We start from the raw sequence: 15,271 nt of genomic DNA on the forward strand, positions 1-15,271 counted from the left end.
TCCTGCGCGGATACCCGCCGCCCCCATCGGCGGCGGCGCGTGCCTGTGATAGTTTTTCCGCGTTGTTCAACCCGTCGCTGCCATCGTGGCGACTTCGTGGAGAGGCATGCACACGATCGAAGTCGTTCTGGCGATGCTGGTGGCGGTGGTCGCCAGCGGCTACCTGGTGAGGATCCTGCCGTTCTCGCTGCCGCTGCCATTGGTGCAGATCGGCCTGGGCGCCCTGATCGCCGGCGTGTTCAAGCGCGGCCATGCGCTCGAGCCGGACATGTTCTTCCTGCTGTTCCTGCCGCCGCTGCTGTTCCTCGACGGCTGGCGCATTCCCAAGCAGGGCCTGTTCCGCGACAAGGGCGCGATCCTGGAGCTGGCATTCGGCCTGGTGGTGTTCACCGTGGTCGGCGCCGGCCTGCTGATCCACTGGCTGATCCCGGCCATGCCGCTGGCGGTGGCATTCGCGCTGGCGGCGATCGTCTCGCCCACCGATCCGGTCGCGGTGGGCGCCATCGCCTCGCGGGTGCCGATTCCCAAGCGGCTGATGCACATCCTGGAAGGCGAGTCGCTGCTCAACGACGCGTCCGGCCTGGTCTGCTTCCGCTTCGCGGTGGCCGCGGTGATGACCGGCAGTTTCTCGCTGGCGCAGGCCTCGCTGACCTTCCTGTGGGTGGCCTTCGCCGGCCTGGGCATCGGCGTGGCGGTGACCCTGGGCGTGTCCACCTTCCAGCGCTGGCTGTGGCGCAGTTTCGGCGAGGAGCCGGGCGCGGCGCTGCTGGTCAACCTGCTGATCCCCTTCGCCGCCTACCTGCTGGCCGAAGAGTTCAACGCCTCCGGCATCCTCGCCGCGGTGGCCGCCGGCATCACCATGAGCTACGTCGAGCTGACCGGCCGCATCAGCGGCAGCATGCGCGTGCAGCGCACGGCGGTGTGGAGCACCGTGCAGTTCAGCTTCAACGGCATCATCTTCGTGCTGCTCGGCGAACAGCTGCCGGGCATCGTCCAGCGTGCGATGGACACCATCGCGGTCACCGGGCACAGCGACTGGTGGTGGCTGGCGATCTACGTGGTGGCGATCAACGCGATGCTGGTGGTGCTGCGCCTGGTATGGGTATGGCTGTCGCTGCGCTGGAACCTGCTGCGCGCGCGCTGGCGCGGCGAGGAGCGTGCGAACCAGACCTCGTGGCGGGTGGTGCTGGCGATGTCGGTGGCCGGCGTGCGCGGCGCCATCACCCTGGCCGGCGTGCTGACCCTGCCGCTGATGGTGCCCGGCGGCGAGCCGTTCCCGGCACGCGACCTGGTGATCTTCCTGGCCGCGTCGGTGATCCTGGTATCGCTGCTCGGGGCCAGCCTGCTGCTGCCGCGGCTGCTGCGCGGGCTGGAGCTGCCCAGGGACGACGACAGCCGGCGGGTGGAGGACCTGGCCCGCAAGCTCTCGTCCAAGGCCGCGCTGGCCGCGGTGGAGAAGACCCGGCAGCAGCTGGTGGAAGGCCAGACCACCACCAACGTGCAGCTCTACAACGATGCTGCCGCGCGGGTCAGCCTGCTGTACCAGCGCAACCTGGAGAAAGGGCAGGGCCCGGACGAGGACCCGGAGAAGGTGCGGCGCATGGAGCAGGCCTACCGCAGCCTGCGCACGGCCGGGCTCACGGCCGAGCGCGAGGAGCTGTTCCGCCTGACCCGGCATGGCCAGATACCCGACGAGGTCGCGCGCAAGCTGATCCGCAACCTGGACCTGCTGGAAAGCCGGCAGCGGGACTGAGCCGGCGCCGCCGGCGGCGTGCGGCGGTGGACACGGTGGAAGCGCCCGCGCGGGGCGCCGCCCGCGTTACTTGTTCAGTTCGAGGAAGTACGGCTCGACCGAGCCGGTGATCTTCAGCGTCATCGGGTTGCCGCGGCGGTCGCGGGCCTTGCCGGCCTGCACCCGGATCCAGCCTTCGCTGACCGAGTACTCCTCCACGTCATCGCGCTCGATGCCGTTGAAGCGCACGCCGACGCCGCGTTCGAGCGCGGCCGGGTCGTGGAACGGGCTGGTGGGGTTGACCGCCAGGCGGTCGGGAGGGGTATCGCTCATGTCTGTGTTCGTTGACGGCCACCGTGGCCCTCTTCAGGGGCACAAGGATAACCGCTGCCGCTTCCGCTGCCGTGCGCGTGGCGGCAGAATGCGCGCCATCACGCAGTGGAGAGCCGCCATGCCCGACAACAGTGCCGATTACGAAGATTCCGACGAACTGCTGCCGACCTTCGACGAGGACGACCATCCGGCGCGGGTGTGGAACCTGTTGTGGCTGCTCAATCCCGGCGACGAGGAGGCCGCGCTGCAGCAGTTCGACGCCTGGCGCGAAGCGCGTGCCGGCGCCGAGCACGACAGCGGCGACGAGCAGTGGCTGTGGGACCTGAAGGACGCGATCGACTGGCGCGCCGGCTTCTACGTGGACTGGAAGGACATCGATTCGTTCGTGGCCGCGATCGACGAACTGGCCGCGCGCTGGAACCTGCGCATCGACTGGGGCGGCGACCTGGACGACGAGGATTTCGCCCAGGACCTCGACGTGCCGGCACTGATGACCACCGCGCACGACCGCCTGCGCGAGCACGGCTATACGGTGTGGAACTGGAACACGGGGGGCGACGGTTACGCCGGCTGGATCGCGCTCAGCCGCGACGACGAGGCGATGCTGGCGCTGTGCTCGCTGCTGGGCGTGGAAGTGCGGCCGGGCAGCGATCCGTTCTGAGTCTGGCCGCGGGCACGGCGGGTGCGCTCACGGTGGTTGGTACTGGGTGCGCGCGTTGGCGATGACCCGCCGCACCAGGGCGCGGTCGGCATGCCGCGAGATCGCCACCGCGCCCAGCGCGATGGCGGTGTCGCGCAGCGCCGCCGGCACGTCGTAGTGCGCGCCGCTGCGGCGGTTCTGGAACGCCCGCCGCGGAATCCCGAGCTGCTGCGCCATGGCGTGCAGCTCGGGCAGGGTGTCGGCCAGCAGATGCGCCCAGCGCTCGCCGCGCCAGGGGTGTACCGCATCGTCGATATAGACCGTCACCGCGGCGCCATCGTTCAGGCCTGCGGCTTGTCGCCGGCGTCGGCCGCAGCGTCGCCGGCACCGGCGTCCTGCGCGTCATCGCCGCCGCCCACGGCCGCGGCTTCCTCGCCTTCGACGCCCTCGAACTCGGCGACCAGGCCGGCCAGGTAGTCGTCGGCGCTCTTGCCTTCGGCCGCGGCGCTGGCGTCGATCAGCTGCTGCAGCTGCTCCGAGTACTCCAGCGCGACCTTGCGGCCTTCCTTCTCCTGCACGTTGGCCAGGTGCTTGAGCATGGCCAGCATCGGCACCGGGTTGTCGGCGTTGCCCATGGTCTGGCCGCCGACGGACAGCAGCCACTGCCGCCCCTGCAGGCCGATGGCGGCGACCACCTGGCCTTCTTCGTTCACCAGCACGGCATGGTTCTGCACCTGCTGCTGCGCGTCCAGGCGCAGGAACGGGCGGCGGGGCTGCTGCTTCTTGCGCTTGTCGCGCTTGGCTTTGGACTGCTTGGACATGATCGTTCGACAAAAGGAAACGGCCGCCATTGTAGGCGGCCGCTGGTGTCGATGCCGAACCGGCGCCGTGGCCTCGGTGGTTCAGTCGACGCCGGGGCCCGCCGCCGCGCCGGCCTCGCCATCGCCGGCAGCGGGCGCGGCCACGGCCGGGGCAGGCAGCGCGGCGATCGCCGACAGCGCGGCCGCCTCGGCTTCCCTGGTCATCACCACGATGCTGATGCGGCGGTTGATCGGGTTCTGCGGGTCGGTCTTGTCGAACAGCACCGACGAGGACAGCCCGACCACCCGCGCCACCTTGTCCTCGCCCATGCCGCCTTCCAGCAGGGCGCGGCGCGCGGCGTTGGCGCGGTCCGCGCTCAGCTCCCAGTTGCTGTAGCCCAACTGCGTGGAATAGGCGGTGATGTCGGTGTGGCCGCTGATGCTGATGTGGTTGGGCACCTGGTTGATGAAGTGCGACAGCTCGCGCAGGATCCCGCGCGTGTACGGCATCAGCTTGGCGCTGCCCATGTCGAACATCGGCCGGTTCTGCTTGTCCACGATCTGGATGCGCAGCCCTTCGGAGGTGATGTCCAGCAGCAGCTGGTCCTTGAACGGCTCCAGCGCCTGGCTCTTGCCGATGGCTTCCTCCAGCTCCTGCTTCAGCACCTCCAGCTGCTTTTTCTCGCGCTCGCGTTCGTCCACCGGCGCGGGGATCGACTCGCGCTGGTTCTGGAAGGGGTCGTTGCTGTTGCCGCGGGAAATGTCGGTGGCGCCGCCGAGCTTGATCATCGACGTGCTGGCGCCGCCGGGACCGGCCATGCCCGGCGCCGGGGTGCTGCTGGTGCCGCTCAGCGGGCTCGGGTTGCGGAAGTACTCGGAAATGGCCGCGCGGTCGGGCTTGCTGGTGGAGGCCAGCAGCCACATCACCAGGAAGAACGCCATCATCGCGGTGACGAAGTCGGCGTAGGCCACCTTCCACGAACCGCCGTGATGGCCGCCGCCCTGGATCTTCTTCACGCGCCGCACGATCACCGTGGGCTTGGCATCGTTGCTGGCCATGGCTTATTTGACCGACTTCAGGTGCTGCTCGAACTCGGTGAAGCCCGGGCGCAGTGCCGACGGCACGGTCTTGCGCGCGAACTCCAGGGCGATCTTCGGGTTGTAGCCGCGCAGGCAGGCCAGCAGTGCGGTCTTGACCGATTCGTAGATGCGCGAGTCCTGTTCGGCGCGGGCCTCCACCGCGGCCGCGACCGGGCCGATGAAGCCGTAGCCGAGCAGGATGCCGAGGAAGGTGCCGACCAGGGCGCCGGCCACGTGCGCACCGACTTCCTTGATGTCGCCGCCGATCGAGCCCATGGTGATGACGATGCCCAGCACCGCCGCGACGATGCCGAACCCCGGCAGGCCGTCGGCCACCTTGGTCAGCACGTGCGCCGGTTCCATGGCTTCGTGGTGGTGCTTTTCCAGCTCCAGCTCCAGTAGCGGTTCCAGCTCGTGCGGCTCGATGTTGGAGCCGATCATCAGCCGCAGGCAGTCGGTGATGAAGTCGATCAGGTGGTGATCGGCCTGGATCTTCGGGTAATTGGCGAAGATCGGGCTCTCGGCGGCGTTCTCGACATGTTCCTCGAGCGACATGAAGCCCTCGCGGCGCGCCTTGTTGAGCAGTTCGTACAGCAGGCTCAGCACGTCCAGGTAGTCCTGCTGCTTGTAGCGCGGGCCCTTGAACACGCCGACCACGGCCTGCAGGGTCTTCTTGACCGTCTTGGCCGGGGTGCCGACCAGGAACGCGCCCAGCGCCGCGCCGCCGATGATCACCAGTTCGTAGGGCTGCCACAGCGCGCCGAGCTTTCCGTGCGCGCCGACATAGCCGCCGAGCACGCTGAGGATGACGACAAGCAGACCGACGATGATGAGCATGGGCGCGGGACACGGGAGGGGATATCCCGTTGTCGGCCGCACCGGCCGGAACTGAAGGGGGAAAGTGTGAACTCAGTCGGCGGGTGTCGCTTCGGCCCCGCCACGCCGCAACGGGTCCGGCCAGCGCTCGCCGCGGCCGACGAAAGACAGCGAAACCGAGTTCAGGCAATGCCTTTCGAAGGTCGGCGGCGGGCCGTCCGGGAACACGTGGCCCAGGTGGCTGCCGCAGCGGGCGCAGACGATTTCCGTGCGCACCATCCCGTGGCTGGCGTCGCGGATGCGGCCGACATGGGCCGGGTCGAACGGGGCGAAGAAGCTCGGCCAGCCGGTGCCGGAGTCGAACTTGGTGCTGGAACGGAACAGCGGCAGGCCACACAGCCGGCAGCAGTAGGTGCCTTCGCGCTTGTTGTCCAGGAACACGCCGCAGAACGGCGCCTCGGTGCCGTGGTGCAGCAGGACGCGCCGTTCGTCGTCGCCCAGGCCGGCGACCAGGGTGTCGCGCTGGGCGGCATCGGGGGGAGTCAGGTCGAAAGCGGTCATGGCCGCGCCTCCATGGGGGGAGCCTCATGGTAGGCGGCGGCCGGCGCCGCTCCAACCGGCGCGGTTAACCCGCCTGCAGCGACGAAGGTGCATCATCACCGGACATGGACCTGTGGGAGTACCCGATGAGACGGATTGCCCTGCTGTCGATTGCGATGCTGGCGGCCACCCCGGCCATGGCCCAGCTCAAGCCCACGCCGGCGCCGACCGAGACCCGGCCGGTCAGCCTGCCGCCGCCCTCGAAGCCGGCCAGCGACGCCTCCGGCCAGGCGGCCGACAACGCGCGCCTGCGCGAGCAGCTGGAGCAGTCGGGATCGGGCAACGCCGCAACCGCCAGGCCGAAACCGGCTGCCAGGCCGCAGACGGCCGAGGTGCCGGTGTACGACCAGGAAGGGCGACGGCTCAACGGCATGCGCCCGGCCGGCCCGGGGCGGGTGATGGACACCCGTACCGGGCGCTACCACGACACCGTGCCCAGCGGCGACGGCGTGCGCATCGTGCGCTGAGCGGCGGCGGGCTTAACCACCGGCAACGCGCGCCGCGCAGTCATCCATGCGACGGCCGGAATCACCGTGCCTTGGCGCCTGCTTAACCCTTCCCGGGCGCACTGTGCGCATGCGCAGTCGATGCGCGCCACTGCCGTACCGGAGTACCGAAATGTCCAACATGCATCACCACCATCCGAACCCGGGGCATGCCCCGCAGCGCAACGCCGGCCAGCCGGCGCCGCAGGAACCGTCGCGGCCGTCGAAGATGGCCAGCGGCAGCGAAGCCGCGGGCAAGGCGGACAAACAGGCGCACAAGGCGCCGGAGCGGGACCGTCGCTGACAACGCGACGGGCGTTGCGGGTTGAGCAAGCGGCGGGCCTGTCCCGCCGCTTTGCCGTCGCAGGCTCAGTCGGCGATGGGCAGGCTGAGGGTTTCCTTTACTTCCTCCATCACGATGTAGCTCTTGGACTCGCGCACGTGCGGCAGGGTCAGCAGGGTGCTGCCGAGCAGCTTGCGGTAGGAGGCCATCTCGTTGATGCGCGCCTTGAGCAGGTAGTCGAAGTCGCCCGAGACCAGGTGGCACTCCAGCACGTTGGGCAGCTTCAGCGCGGCGCGGCGGAACTCCTCGAAGATGTCGCCCGACTTGTAGGCCAGCGAAATCTCGACGAACACCAGCAGCCCGGCCTTCACGTACTGCGGGTCCAGCCGCGCGTAGTAGCCGGTGATCACGCCCTCGCGTTCGAGCCGGCGCACGCGCTCGGTGCAGGGGGTGGTGGACAGGCCGACCCGCTCGCCCAGTTCGGTGAAGGAAATGCGGCCCTCGGCCTGCAGGATGCGCAGGATCCGGCGGTCGATCTTGTCCAGTTCGCGGCTGCGGGCGGCCATGGCGCTCTGCTTTGTGTGAAAGAAGCGGGAAATTACCCTGTTTTATCATTCAATATAGGGAAAAACACTGGTATGGGCTGAATATACTGCGCCGTTCATGGCCCCTGCCCGATCCGGCGCAGGGAATTGACAGGGTCAGGGCCTGCCGCCACCCCCGCCGCGCCTGCGCCGGGCGCGTGCAGGTTCCCAGGAGACGACGATGCGGGTTCTGATACTCGGCAGTGGTGTGATCGGCACGACCAGTGCCTGGTACCTGCGACAAGCGGGCCACGAGGTGACGGTGGTGGACCGGCAGCCCGGCCCGGCGCTGGAAACCAGCTTTGCCAACGCCGGCCAGCTCTCCTTCGGCTACACCTCGCCGTGGGCCGCCCCCGGGGTGCCGCTGAAGGCGGTCAAGTGGCTGTTCCAGGAACATGCCCCGCTGGCGATCCGCCCCACCGCCGACATGGCCCAGTACCGCTGGCTGTGGCAGATGCTGCGCAACTGCACCGCCGGCCGCTACGCGATCAACAAGGCGCGCATGGTGCGCATGTCCGACTACAGCCGCGACTGCATCAACGAGCTGCGCGCGGCCACCGGCATCGACTACGAGGGCCGCCAGCTCGGCACCACCCAGCTGTTCCGCACCCAGCAGCAGCTGGATGCCGCCGCCCAGGACATCGAAGTGCTGCGCCAGTACGGGGTGCCCTACGAGGTGCTGGACCGCCAGGGCATCGTCCGCGTGGAGCCGGCGCTGGCCGGCAAGGCCGACACCCTGGTCGGCGCGCTGCGCCTGCCCGAGGACCAGACCGGCGATTGCCAGCTGTTCACCCGCAAGCTGGCCGCGCTGGCCGCCGCGGCGGGCGTCGAGTTCCGCTTTGACCAGGACGTTGCGGGGCTGCAGCGCGACGGCGACCGCATCACCGGCGTACGCATCGGCGGCAGGCTCGAGACCGCCGACCACTACGTGGTCGCGCTGGGCAGTTACTCGCCGCAGCTGCTGGCGCCGCTGGGCATGCGCCTGCCGGTATATCCGCTCAAGGGCTATTCGCTGACCCTGCCGATCACCGACGCGGCGATGGCGCCGACCTCGACCATCCTGGACGAAAGCTACAAGGTGGCGGTCACCCGCTTCGAGGACCGCATCCGGGTGGGGGGCATGGCCGAGGTGGCCGGCTTCGACCTGTCGCTGGATCCGCGCCGCCGCGCCACCCTGGAAAAGGTCGTGCGCGACCTCTATCCGCATGGCGGCGACCTGTCGCGCGCCGAGTTCTGGACCGGCCTGCGCCCGGCCACGCCCGACGGCACCCCGGTGGTGGGCGCCACGCCGTACCGCAACCTGTTCCTCAATACCGGCCACGGCACGCTGGGCTGGACCATGGCCGCCGGTTCCGGGCGTTACCTGGCCGACCTGATGGACGGCAGGACCCCGCAGATCAGCAGCGAAGGCCTGGATATCTTCCGCTACGGCGGCCAGAGGGCGGGCTGATGCGCCCGGCACAGGCCCTGATCGACCTGGAAGCGCTGCGCGGCAATTACCGCCTGGCGCGCCAGCTGGGTGGCGGCAAGGCACTGGCGGTGATCAAGGCCGATGCCTATGGCCACGGCGCGGTCGCCTGCGCGCGCGCGCTGGAGGCCGAGGCCGACGGCTTCGGCGTGGCCTGCATCGAGGAGGCGCTGGAACTGCGCCAGGCCGGCATCCGCAAGCCGGTGCTGCTGCTGGAGGGATTCTTCGACGCCGCCGAACTGCCGCTGATCGTCGAGCACGACCTGTGGACCGCGGCAGCCTCGCCGTGGCAGGTCGAGGCGCTGGCGGCGTTCAGCACCGATGCCAGACTGCAGGTCTGGCTGAAGCTGGACAGCGGCATGCACCGGCTGGGGCTGTCGGTGGACGAATTCCGCGCCGCGCACGCGCGGCTGTCGGCGTTGCCGCACATCGCGCCGATGGTGCTGATGAGCCACATGGCGCGCGCCGACGAGCTGGACAGCCCGCGAACGCTGGAACAGCTGCAGACCTTCAACCGCGCCATCGACGGCCTGCCGGGCGAGACCAGCCTGTGCAACTCGCCGGCGCTGCTGGGCTGGCCACAGGTGCGCAGCGACTGGGTGCGCCCGGGCCTGATGCTGTACGGCGCCGACCCGCTGTACCCGCAGCCGAGCGCGCACGCGGCGCGGCTGCGCCCGGTGATGACCCTGCAGTCGCGGGTGATCGCGGTGCGCGAGATCGGCGTCGGCGAGCCGCTGGGCTATGGCGCGCGCTTCGTCGCGCAACGGCCCACGCGCGTGGGCGTGGTGGCCATGGGCTACGCCGACGGCTATCCGCAGTTCGCGCCCAACGGCACCCCGGTGCAGATCGACGGCGTACCCGGCCAGCTGATCGGGCGGGTATCGATGGACATGCTCACCATCGACCTGACCGACCACCCGCAGGCGGGGCTGGGCAGCATCGTGCAGTTGTGGGGTACCGCGCCGACCATTTCCGAACTGGCGCCGCGCTGCAACACCAGCGCCTACCGGCTGCCCTGCAGCCTCAAGCGCACCCCGCGCGTCTATCTGTCGCAGTAGCGGCAACAGGAAAGGGCCGCGTCCGCGGCCCTTTCCGTACATGCACTGCGATACCTCGCGGCCGCGGTCAGAGCCCGGCGGTGGCGCGGTCCTCGCGCAGTTCGCGGCGCAGCCAGTCGTCGAGCAGGCGCTTCTCGTAGCGCAGCGGATCGGTGTCCGACAGGCGGGTGGGGCCGTACAGGTAGGCGTTGTCCACCAGCTTGCGCTCGCCCTGGTCGATCACCTGGCCCTGGGCGTCGGTGACGGTGAACTGCAGGTTGATCCGCGGCGGGTAGATGTTGCGCATGATGCGCACGTCGTCCAGGCGCGGGCCGTGCCAGGGCTCGTAATCGCCGGCGCGCTTGATGTCGGTGATGGTGACGGCCATCTGCTGCCCTTCGGGCAACTTGCTGGACGCCTGCTTGCGCAGGTACTCGGCCAGGTCCACCACCCAGTCGCCGCGCTCGGCATCCCAGCGGTTGCGGCTCTGGCGCAGTTTGGTGAACCCGGACGGATCGTTCCACTGCACCTGCACCGGGCCTTCCACGGCCAGGGCGCGCGGCGCCTGCGGGTCGGTGACACTGGCGGGCCGGGCATCGGCGGCGCCCGCTGCGAGCAGGCAGGCCAGCGCGAGGGCGGCAACGGTCGGGGTTTTCATGACGAACCTCCGGAAACGGGTGTTCCTGCAGTGTGGGGGCGATCACCGCCCCGGGCAATCGCCAGCGGCCCGGCGGTTGGCCCCGGGTTGCGGACGGTTCATCATCACATGCCGTGGATAGTTGCGCGCCCAGACTTTTCCCGGTTGCGGCACCGCCGCGAGGACCCGACGCCCGCCTTGAGCATGCATCCGCCCGAACTGGAACCGTTCGTCCCGCCGCCGGTCGCGGTGGGGCTGGACAGCGCCTCGCTGTACCAGGAGGTGTTCGAGGCCGCCGGTACCGGTTTCTGCGTGATCGAGGTGCTGTTCGACGAGGCCCGCGCGGTCGACTTCCTGCACTGCAGGGTGAACGCGGCATTCGAGCGCATCACCGGCCTGGCCGGCGTCGCCGGGCGCCGTGCCACCGAGGTGCTGCCGGGGCTGGACGAGTACTGGTTCCGGGTGTTCGGCCGGGTGGTCCACGATGGCGTGCCGGCGCAGTTCGAGCGCTATCTGCCGCAGCTCGGGCGCTGGTATTCGGTCGAGGCGGTAAGGCTGGGGCCGGCGGCGACACGGCGCATCGCGGTGTTGTTCGTGGACATCTCGCGGCGCAAGCAGATCGAGACCGAACTGGCCGAGAGCGAAGCGCGCTTCAGCGCGCTGGCCGACGGCCTGCCGATGCCGGTCTGGGTGCTCGACGACCTCGGCCACGTGCGCTTCGTCAACAATGCCTTCGGCAGCTTCTTCGGGCTGGAGGCCCATCACGCCTTCGGGCCGCGCTGGTGGGAGGGGCTGTTGCACCCGGAAGACCTGAAGGTCTTCGAGTACGCGCTGGAGGACGCGCTGTGCAACGAGCGCGAGCTGCGCCTGAGCGCCCGCCTGCGCCGCCACGACGGGCAGTGGCGGTGGTTGGAGATGAACGCCGCGCCGCGCTTCTCGGCCGATGGCCGCTTCATCGGCCTGGCAGGCAACAGCCCGGACATCACCGAGCGCCGCGAGGTCGAGATGGCGCGCGAGGAACTGCTGGGGGCCGAGCGCGCCGCGCGCAACGCGGCCGAAGGCATGGCACGGGTGAAGGACGAGTTCCTCGCCACCTTGTCGCACGAACTGCGGACCCCGCTCACCACCATCCTGGGCTGGAGCGAGCTGCTGCTGCAGCGCATGGAGGCCGACCATCCCATGCGTCGCGGGGTGGAGGTGATCGCCAGCAGCGCGATGGCGCAGAAGCGGCTGATGTCGGACATGCTGGACCTGAGCAGCATGTTGCTGGGCAAGGTGCAGCTGGAGGTCGAGGTGCTCGACCTGGCCGAGCAGGTGCGCGAAGCGGCGCGACTGCAGGAACTGGCGGCACGGGACAAGGCGCAGACCCTGGTGGTCGACGTGCCGCAGGTACCGTGCCCGGTGCTGGGCGATGCCACGCGGCTGCAGCAGGTGCTGTGGAACCTGTTGGCCAACGCCATCAAGTTCACCCCGGTCGAGGGCCGGATCGAGGTCGCGCTGCGGCAGGAGGACGGGCATTACGCGGTGGACGTGCGCGACACCGGCGACGGCATCGCGCCGGAATTCCTGGCGCACCTGTTCAGCCGCTTCAGCCAGGCCGATACCACCACCACCCGCCGCCATGGCGGGCTGGGGCTGGGGCTGGCCATCGCAAGGCAGTTGACCGAACTGCATGGCGGATCGGTCCACGCGCAGAGCGCGGGCGCCGGCCAGGGGGCCACGTTCAGCGTGCGCCTGCCGGTATACCGCGTGGAGAATGCCGGACGGCCGCGGCGCACCGTGCAGCGGGTCGCGGCCGGCGAACAGATGGTGGCCGGCCATGCGCTGGCCGGGACCCGCATCCTCGCGGTGGAGGACCAGCCGGAGGTGCTGGCCTATCTGCGGCGGGTGCTGGAAGAGCAGGGCGCCAGCGTGGTGGCGGCGGCGTCCGCCGCCGAGGCGCTGGGACTGCTGGACCTGCGCGGCCATGCCGCCTTCGACGTGCTGGTCAGCGACGTCGGCATGCCCGGCATGGACGGCTACGGGCTGGTGCGCACGCTGCGCGAGACCATGGGCATCTCCGCGGGGGAACTGCCGGCGGTCGCGGTGACCGCGCTGGCGCGGGGCGACGACCGCCGCCGCGCGCTGGCGGCCGGGTTCCAGATGCATGTGGCCAAGCCCTACAGCGTGGCGCAGCTGGTGGGAGCGATCCGCGAGGCCTGTACTCGCCGCTGAACCCCCGCCGCGCATGACCGGCCCCGGCGCGGGCGGGCCGCTAGAATGGCCGGCTAGTTCCGCTGGATATCCGCGATGGCCGCCGCCCAAGACGCCCCGCTGCAGACCCTGTTCCTCCCGTTCGCCAATGGCGCCCTGCCATGGCCACAGGGGCCGGTGCTGTTCCTGCGCGCCCGCGAGGGCTGGCCGCTGCGCGAGCATGCCGCGCCCGGGCAACTGGTGTGCGTGCAGAGTTTCCGCCCGTTCGCGCAGGCGCTGGAGCGCGGTGGCTGGGAGGTGCGCGACGAAGCCGGACTGGACGCAGCGGATGCGCGTTACCCGCTGGTGCTGGTGCTGCCGCCGCGCCAGCGCGACGAAGCCCGCGCACTGCTGGCGCGGGCGGTGGCGCATATGGCGCCGGGTGCGGTGCTGGTCGCCTGCCAGGCCAACAGCGAAGGCGCGCGTTCCGGCGAGAGCGACCTGCAGTTGCTGGCCGGCCTTGGCGGCAAGCTGACCAAGAACCACTGCCGTGTGTACTGGAGCGCGCCGCTCGATGGCCACCACGACGACGCCCTGCGCGCGCGCTGGGCCGCGCTGGATGCACCGCGGCCGATCATGGACGGGCGCTTCCTCAGCCGGCCGGGCGTGTTTGCCTGGGACCGCATCGATCGCGCCTCGGCGCTGCTGGTCGAACAGTTGCCGCCGGATCTGGCCGGCCGTGGCGCCGATCTCGGTGCCGGCTGGGGCTATCTGTCGGCCGAAGTGCTGGCGCGTTGCCCCAAGGTGACCGCGCTGGACCTGTACGAGGCCGAGTCGCGGGCGCTGGCGCTGGCCCGCCACAACCTGGCCGGCAGCCGCGCGCAGCTGGATTTCCGCTGGCACGACGTCACCGCCGGCATCGACGGCCGCTACGATTTCATCGTCTCCAACCCGCCGTTCCATACCCCCGCGCGCGAGGACCGGCCGGACATCGGCCAGCGCTTCATCGCCGTGGCCGCGCAGGCGCTGCGCCCGGGCGGGCGCCTGTTCATGGTCGCCAACCGGCACCTGCCCTACGAACAGATCCTCAACGACAGTTTCGGGCAGGTGCACGTGGCGGCCGAGCGCGATGGCTTCAAGGTCATCGTCGGTACCCGCGGGGGCCGCGCATGAAGCTGGTCAAGCACATCGCCAACCTTGGTTACGGCAGCCGCAAGCAGGTGCAGTGGCTGTTCCGCGAGGGCCGCGTCACCGATGCCGACGGGCAGGTGCTGTACGCCGACGACAAGGTCGGGCACGACGCCATCCGCGTCGATGGCGAGCCGCTGGACCCGCCGCCGGGATTGACCCTGGTGCTGCACAAGCCGGCCGGCTACACCTGCTCGACCAAGGACCAGGGCCGGCTGGTCTACGACCTGCTGCCGCCGCGCTTCCGCGACCGCTCGCCGCTGCTGTCCACCGTCGGGCGCCTGGACCGCGACACCAGCGGGCTGTTGTTGATGACCGACGACGGCGCCCTGCTGCACCGGATCGTGTCGCCGAAGTCGAAGCTGGACAAGGTCTACGAGGCGCGGTTGTCCCAGGACCTGCGCGGCGACGAGGCGGCACGCTTCGCCAGCGGCACGCTGTTGCTGGAATCGGACGACAAGCCGCTGCTGCCGGCCGAACTCGAGGTGCTCGGCCCGCGCCATGCGCGGCTGACCCTGCACGAGGGCCGCTACCACCAGGTGCGGCGCATGTTCGCCGCGGTCGGCAACCACGTCGACGCCCTGCACCGCAGCCGCATCGGTGGGCTGGCGCTGGATGACCTGGCCGAAGGACAGTGGCGGGTGCTGTCGGCGGATGACCTGCAGGTCCTGTTCGGGGACCGGCCATGACCCTGCTGGTGGAACTGGCAGCGCCGCCGCAGGCGGTGATCTTCGACATGGACGGGCTGATGCTCGACAGCGAGCGCGCGCTGCTGGGCTGCCTGGCGCAGGCTGGCGCCGAGGCCGGGCATGCGCTGCCCGAGGCGTTCCTGCTCTCGCTGATCGGCTCCAGCGACGCGCTCACCCGCCAGCTTATCGCCGAGCAGGTCGGGGCCGACGCGGTCGATGCCCTGCTGCAGGATTCGTATGCGCGCTACGAGCGCCTGGTGGCGGCCGGGGTGCCGCACCGTCCCGGCATCATCGACCTGCTCGACACCCTGGTCGTGCATGGCGTGCCGCGCGCGGTGGCGACGTCCACGCGGCGCCCGCTGGCGCTGCGCAAGCTCGAAAGCGCCGGGCTGCTGCGCTACTTCGAACACGTGGCGACCAGCAGCGACGTCGCCCGGCCCAAGCCGGCACCGGACATCTACCTGCTGGCCGCGGCCCGGCTGGGGGTCGAGCCGCGGCACTGCCTGGCGCTGGAGGATTCACCCACCGGGGTGCGCGCCGCACTGGCCGCCGGCATGACCGTGATCCAGGTGCCGGACCTGCTGCAGCCGGACGCGGACGTGCGCGCGCTGGGCCATGCCATCGCCGGCTCGCTGCATGATGTGCGCGGCTTGCTGCTGCCGCTGCTCGGGGCGCCCGTCGCCGGGCAACACGCGGCCGGATAGGCGGCGGCGCGCGCGGCTGCGCC

18 protein-coding genes are annotated in these 15,271 nt (G+C 70.3%); 10 read left to right on the forward strand and 8 right to left on the reverse strand.

From position 1 onward, the window contains the following. Nucleotides 1-106: 106 nt before the first annotated feature. Nucleotides 107-1,753 (forward strand): Na+/H+ antiporter, encoded by a 1,647-nt coding sequence (locus F0P95_RS05820; RefSeq protein WP_182336032.1) that lies wholly within the window; start codon nt 107-109, stop codon nt 1,751-1,753. Nucleotides 1,754-1,819: 66 nt separating this feature from the next. Here F0P95_RS05820 and F0P95_RS05825 read toward each other — a convergent pair whose 3' ends face one another. Next, complete coding sequence (locus F0P95_RS05825; RefSeq protein WP_054661887.1) at nt 1,820-2,065, reverse strand: DUF3297 family protein; 246 nt, start codon at nt 2,063-2,065, stop codon at nt 1,820-1,822. A gap of 118 nt (nt 2,066-2,183) precedes the next feature. On the opposite strand from F0P95_RS05825, the gene F0P95_RS05830 reads away from it, so the two are divergent. After that, entirely contained in the window at nt 2,184-2,726 is a 543-nt protein-coding gene (locus tag F0P95_RS05830) for a DUF6630 family protein (protein WP_182336033.1), read from the forward strand. A 27-nt stretch (nt 2,727-2,753) separates the two neighbouring features. Here F0P95_RS05830 and F0P95_RS05835 read toward each other — a convergent pair whose 3' ends face one another. The 5 genes from F0P95_RS05835 to msrB form a co-directional block, all read right to left on the reverse strand. After that, nucleotides 2,754-3,032 carry a DUF4031 domain-containing protein gene (locus tag F0P95_RS05835; RefSeq protein WP_182336034.1) on the reverse strand — a complete coding sequence of 93 codons (279 nt, stop codon included), beginning with the start codon at nt 3,030-3,032 and terminating at the stop codon, nt 2,754-2,756. Between the two features lie 14 nt (nt 3,033-3,046). Further along, complete coding sequence (locus F0P95_RS05840; protein WP_182336035.1) at nt 3,047-3,526, reverse strand: hypothetical protein; 480 nt, start codon at nt 3,524-3,526, stop codon at nt 3,047-3,049. An 81-nt stretch (nt 3,527-3,607) separates the two neighbouring features. Beyond that, the gene (motB, locus tag F0P95_RS05845; RefSeq protein WP_182336036.1) at nt 3,608-4,564 is read right to left on the reverse strand and encodes a flagellar motor protein MotB; all 957 of its coding nucleotides are present in this window, start codon (nt 4,562-4,564) and stop codon (nt 3,608-3,610) included. Between the two features lie 3 nt (nt 4,565-4,567). Next, nucleotides 4,568-5,422 carry a flagellar motor stator protein MotA gene (gene motA / locus F0P95_RS05850; protein ID WP_182336037.1) on the reverse strand — a complete coding sequence of 285 codons (855 nt, stop codon included), beginning with the start codon at nt 5,420-5,422 and terminating at the stop codon, nt 4,568-4,570. 72 nt (nt 5,423-5,494) lie between these two features. Beyond that, a complete protein-coding gene (gene msrB / locus F0P95_RS05855; RefSeq protein WP_182336038.1) occupies nt 5,495-5,962 on the reverse strand; it encodes a peptide-methionine (R)-S-oxide reductase MsrB in 468 nt (155 codons plus the stop codon). A 125-nt stretch (nt 5,963-6,087) separates the two neighbouring features. Here msrB and F0P95_RS05860 point away from each other — a divergent pair, with 125 nt between their 5' ends. Continuing rightward, on the forward strand, nt 6,088-6,468 hold the full coding sequence (locus F0P95_RS05860; RefSeq protein WP_182336039.1) for an NADH-quinone oxidoreductase subunit E: 381 nt from the start codon (nt 6,088-6,090) through the stop codon (nt 6,466-6,468). Nucleotides 6,469-6,619: 151 nt separating this feature from the next. Then, complete coding sequence (locus F0P95_RS05865) at nt 6,620-6,790, forward strand: hypothetical protein (RefSeq protein WP_182336040.1); 171 nt, start codon at nt 6,620-6,622, stop codon at nt 6,788-6,790. 65 nt (nt 6,791-6,855) lie between these two features. On the opposite strand, the gene F0P95_RS05870 is transcribed toward F0P95_RS05865, so the two are convergent. Then, nucleotides 6,856-7,335 carry a winged helix-turn-helix transcriptional regulator gene (locus F0P95_RS05870; RefSeq protein WP_182336041.1) on the reverse strand — a complete coding sequence of 160 codons (480 nt, stop codon included), beginning with the start codon at nt 7,333-7,335 and terminating at the stop codon, nt 6,856-6,858. Nucleotides 7,336-7,534: 199 nt separating this feature from the next. Here F0P95_RS05870 and F0P95_RS05875 point away from each other — a divergent pair, with 199 nt between their 5' ends. Together F0P95_RS05875 and alr are read left to right on the forward strand one after the other, a co-directional pair. Further along, nucleotides 7,535-8,803 (forward strand): D-amino acid dehydrogenase, encoded by a 1,269-nt coding sequence (locus F0P95_RS05875; protein WP_182336042.1) that lies wholly within the window; start codon nt 7,535-7,537, stop codon nt 8,801-8,803. Then, nucleotides 8,803-9,879, forward strand: coding sequence for an alanine racemase (alr, locus tag F0P95_RS05880; RefSeq protein WP_182336043.1), 1,077 nt, complete (start codon nt 8,803-8,805; stop codon nt 9,877-9,879). The genes F0P95_RS05875 and alr overlap by 1 nt, the downstream gene beginning before the upstream one ends. A gap of 67 nt (nt 9,880-9,946) precedes the next feature. On the opposite strand, the gene F0P95_RS05885 is transcribed toward alr, so the two are convergent. Further along, complete coding sequence (locus F0P95_RS05885; RefSeq protein WP_182336044.1) at nt 9,947-10,516, reverse strand: DUF3016 domain-containing protein; 570 nt, start codon at nt 10,514-10,516, stop codon at nt 9,947-9,949. A gap of 183 nt (nt 10,517-10,699) precedes the next feature. Between F0P95_RS05885 and F0P95_RS05890 the strand changes: the two genes are divergently transcribed. The 4 genes from F0P95_RS05890 to F0P95_RS05905 all read left to right on the forward strand — a co-directional run bounded on the left by F0P95_RS05890 (nt 10,700) and on the right by F0P95_RS05905 (nt 15,248). Next, nucleotides 10,700-12,709, forward strand: a complete 2,010-nt coding sequence (locus F0P95_RS05890) for an ATP-binding response regulator (protein ID WP_182336827.1) — start codon at nt 10,700-10,702, stop codon at nt 12,707-12,709. A gap of 75 nt (nt 12,710-12,784) precedes the next feature. Continuing rightward, nucleotides 12,785-13,840, forward strand: coding sequence for a class I SAM-dependent methyltransferase (locus F0P95_RS05895; protein WP_182336045.1), 1,056 nt, complete (start codon nt 12,785-12,787; stop codon nt 13,838-13,840). Then, nucleotides 13,837-14,544, forward strand: coding sequence for a pseudouridine synthase (locus tag F0P95_RS05900; protein ID WP_182336046.1), 708 nt, complete (start codon nt 13,837-13,839; stop codon nt 14,542-14,544). Before F0P95_RS05895 ends, F0P95_RS05900 begins: the two co-directional genes overlap by 4 nt. Continuing rightward, nucleotides 14,541-15,248 (forward strand): HAD family hydrolase, encoded by a 708-nt coding sequence (locus F0P95_RS05905; protein ID WP_182336047.1) that lies wholly within the window; start codon nt 14,541-14,543, stop codon nt 15,246-15,248. Before F0P95_RS05900 ends, F0P95_RS05905 begins: the two co-directional genes overlap by 4 nt. Nucleotides 15,249-15,271 lie beyond the last annotated feature (23 nt).

It is taken from the genome of Stenotrophomonas acidaminiphila (assembly GCF_014109845.1).
Lineage (GTDB): Bacteria > Pseudomonadota > Gammaproteobacteria > Xanthomonadales > Xanthomonadaceae > Stenotrophomonas > Stenotrophomonas acidaminiphila.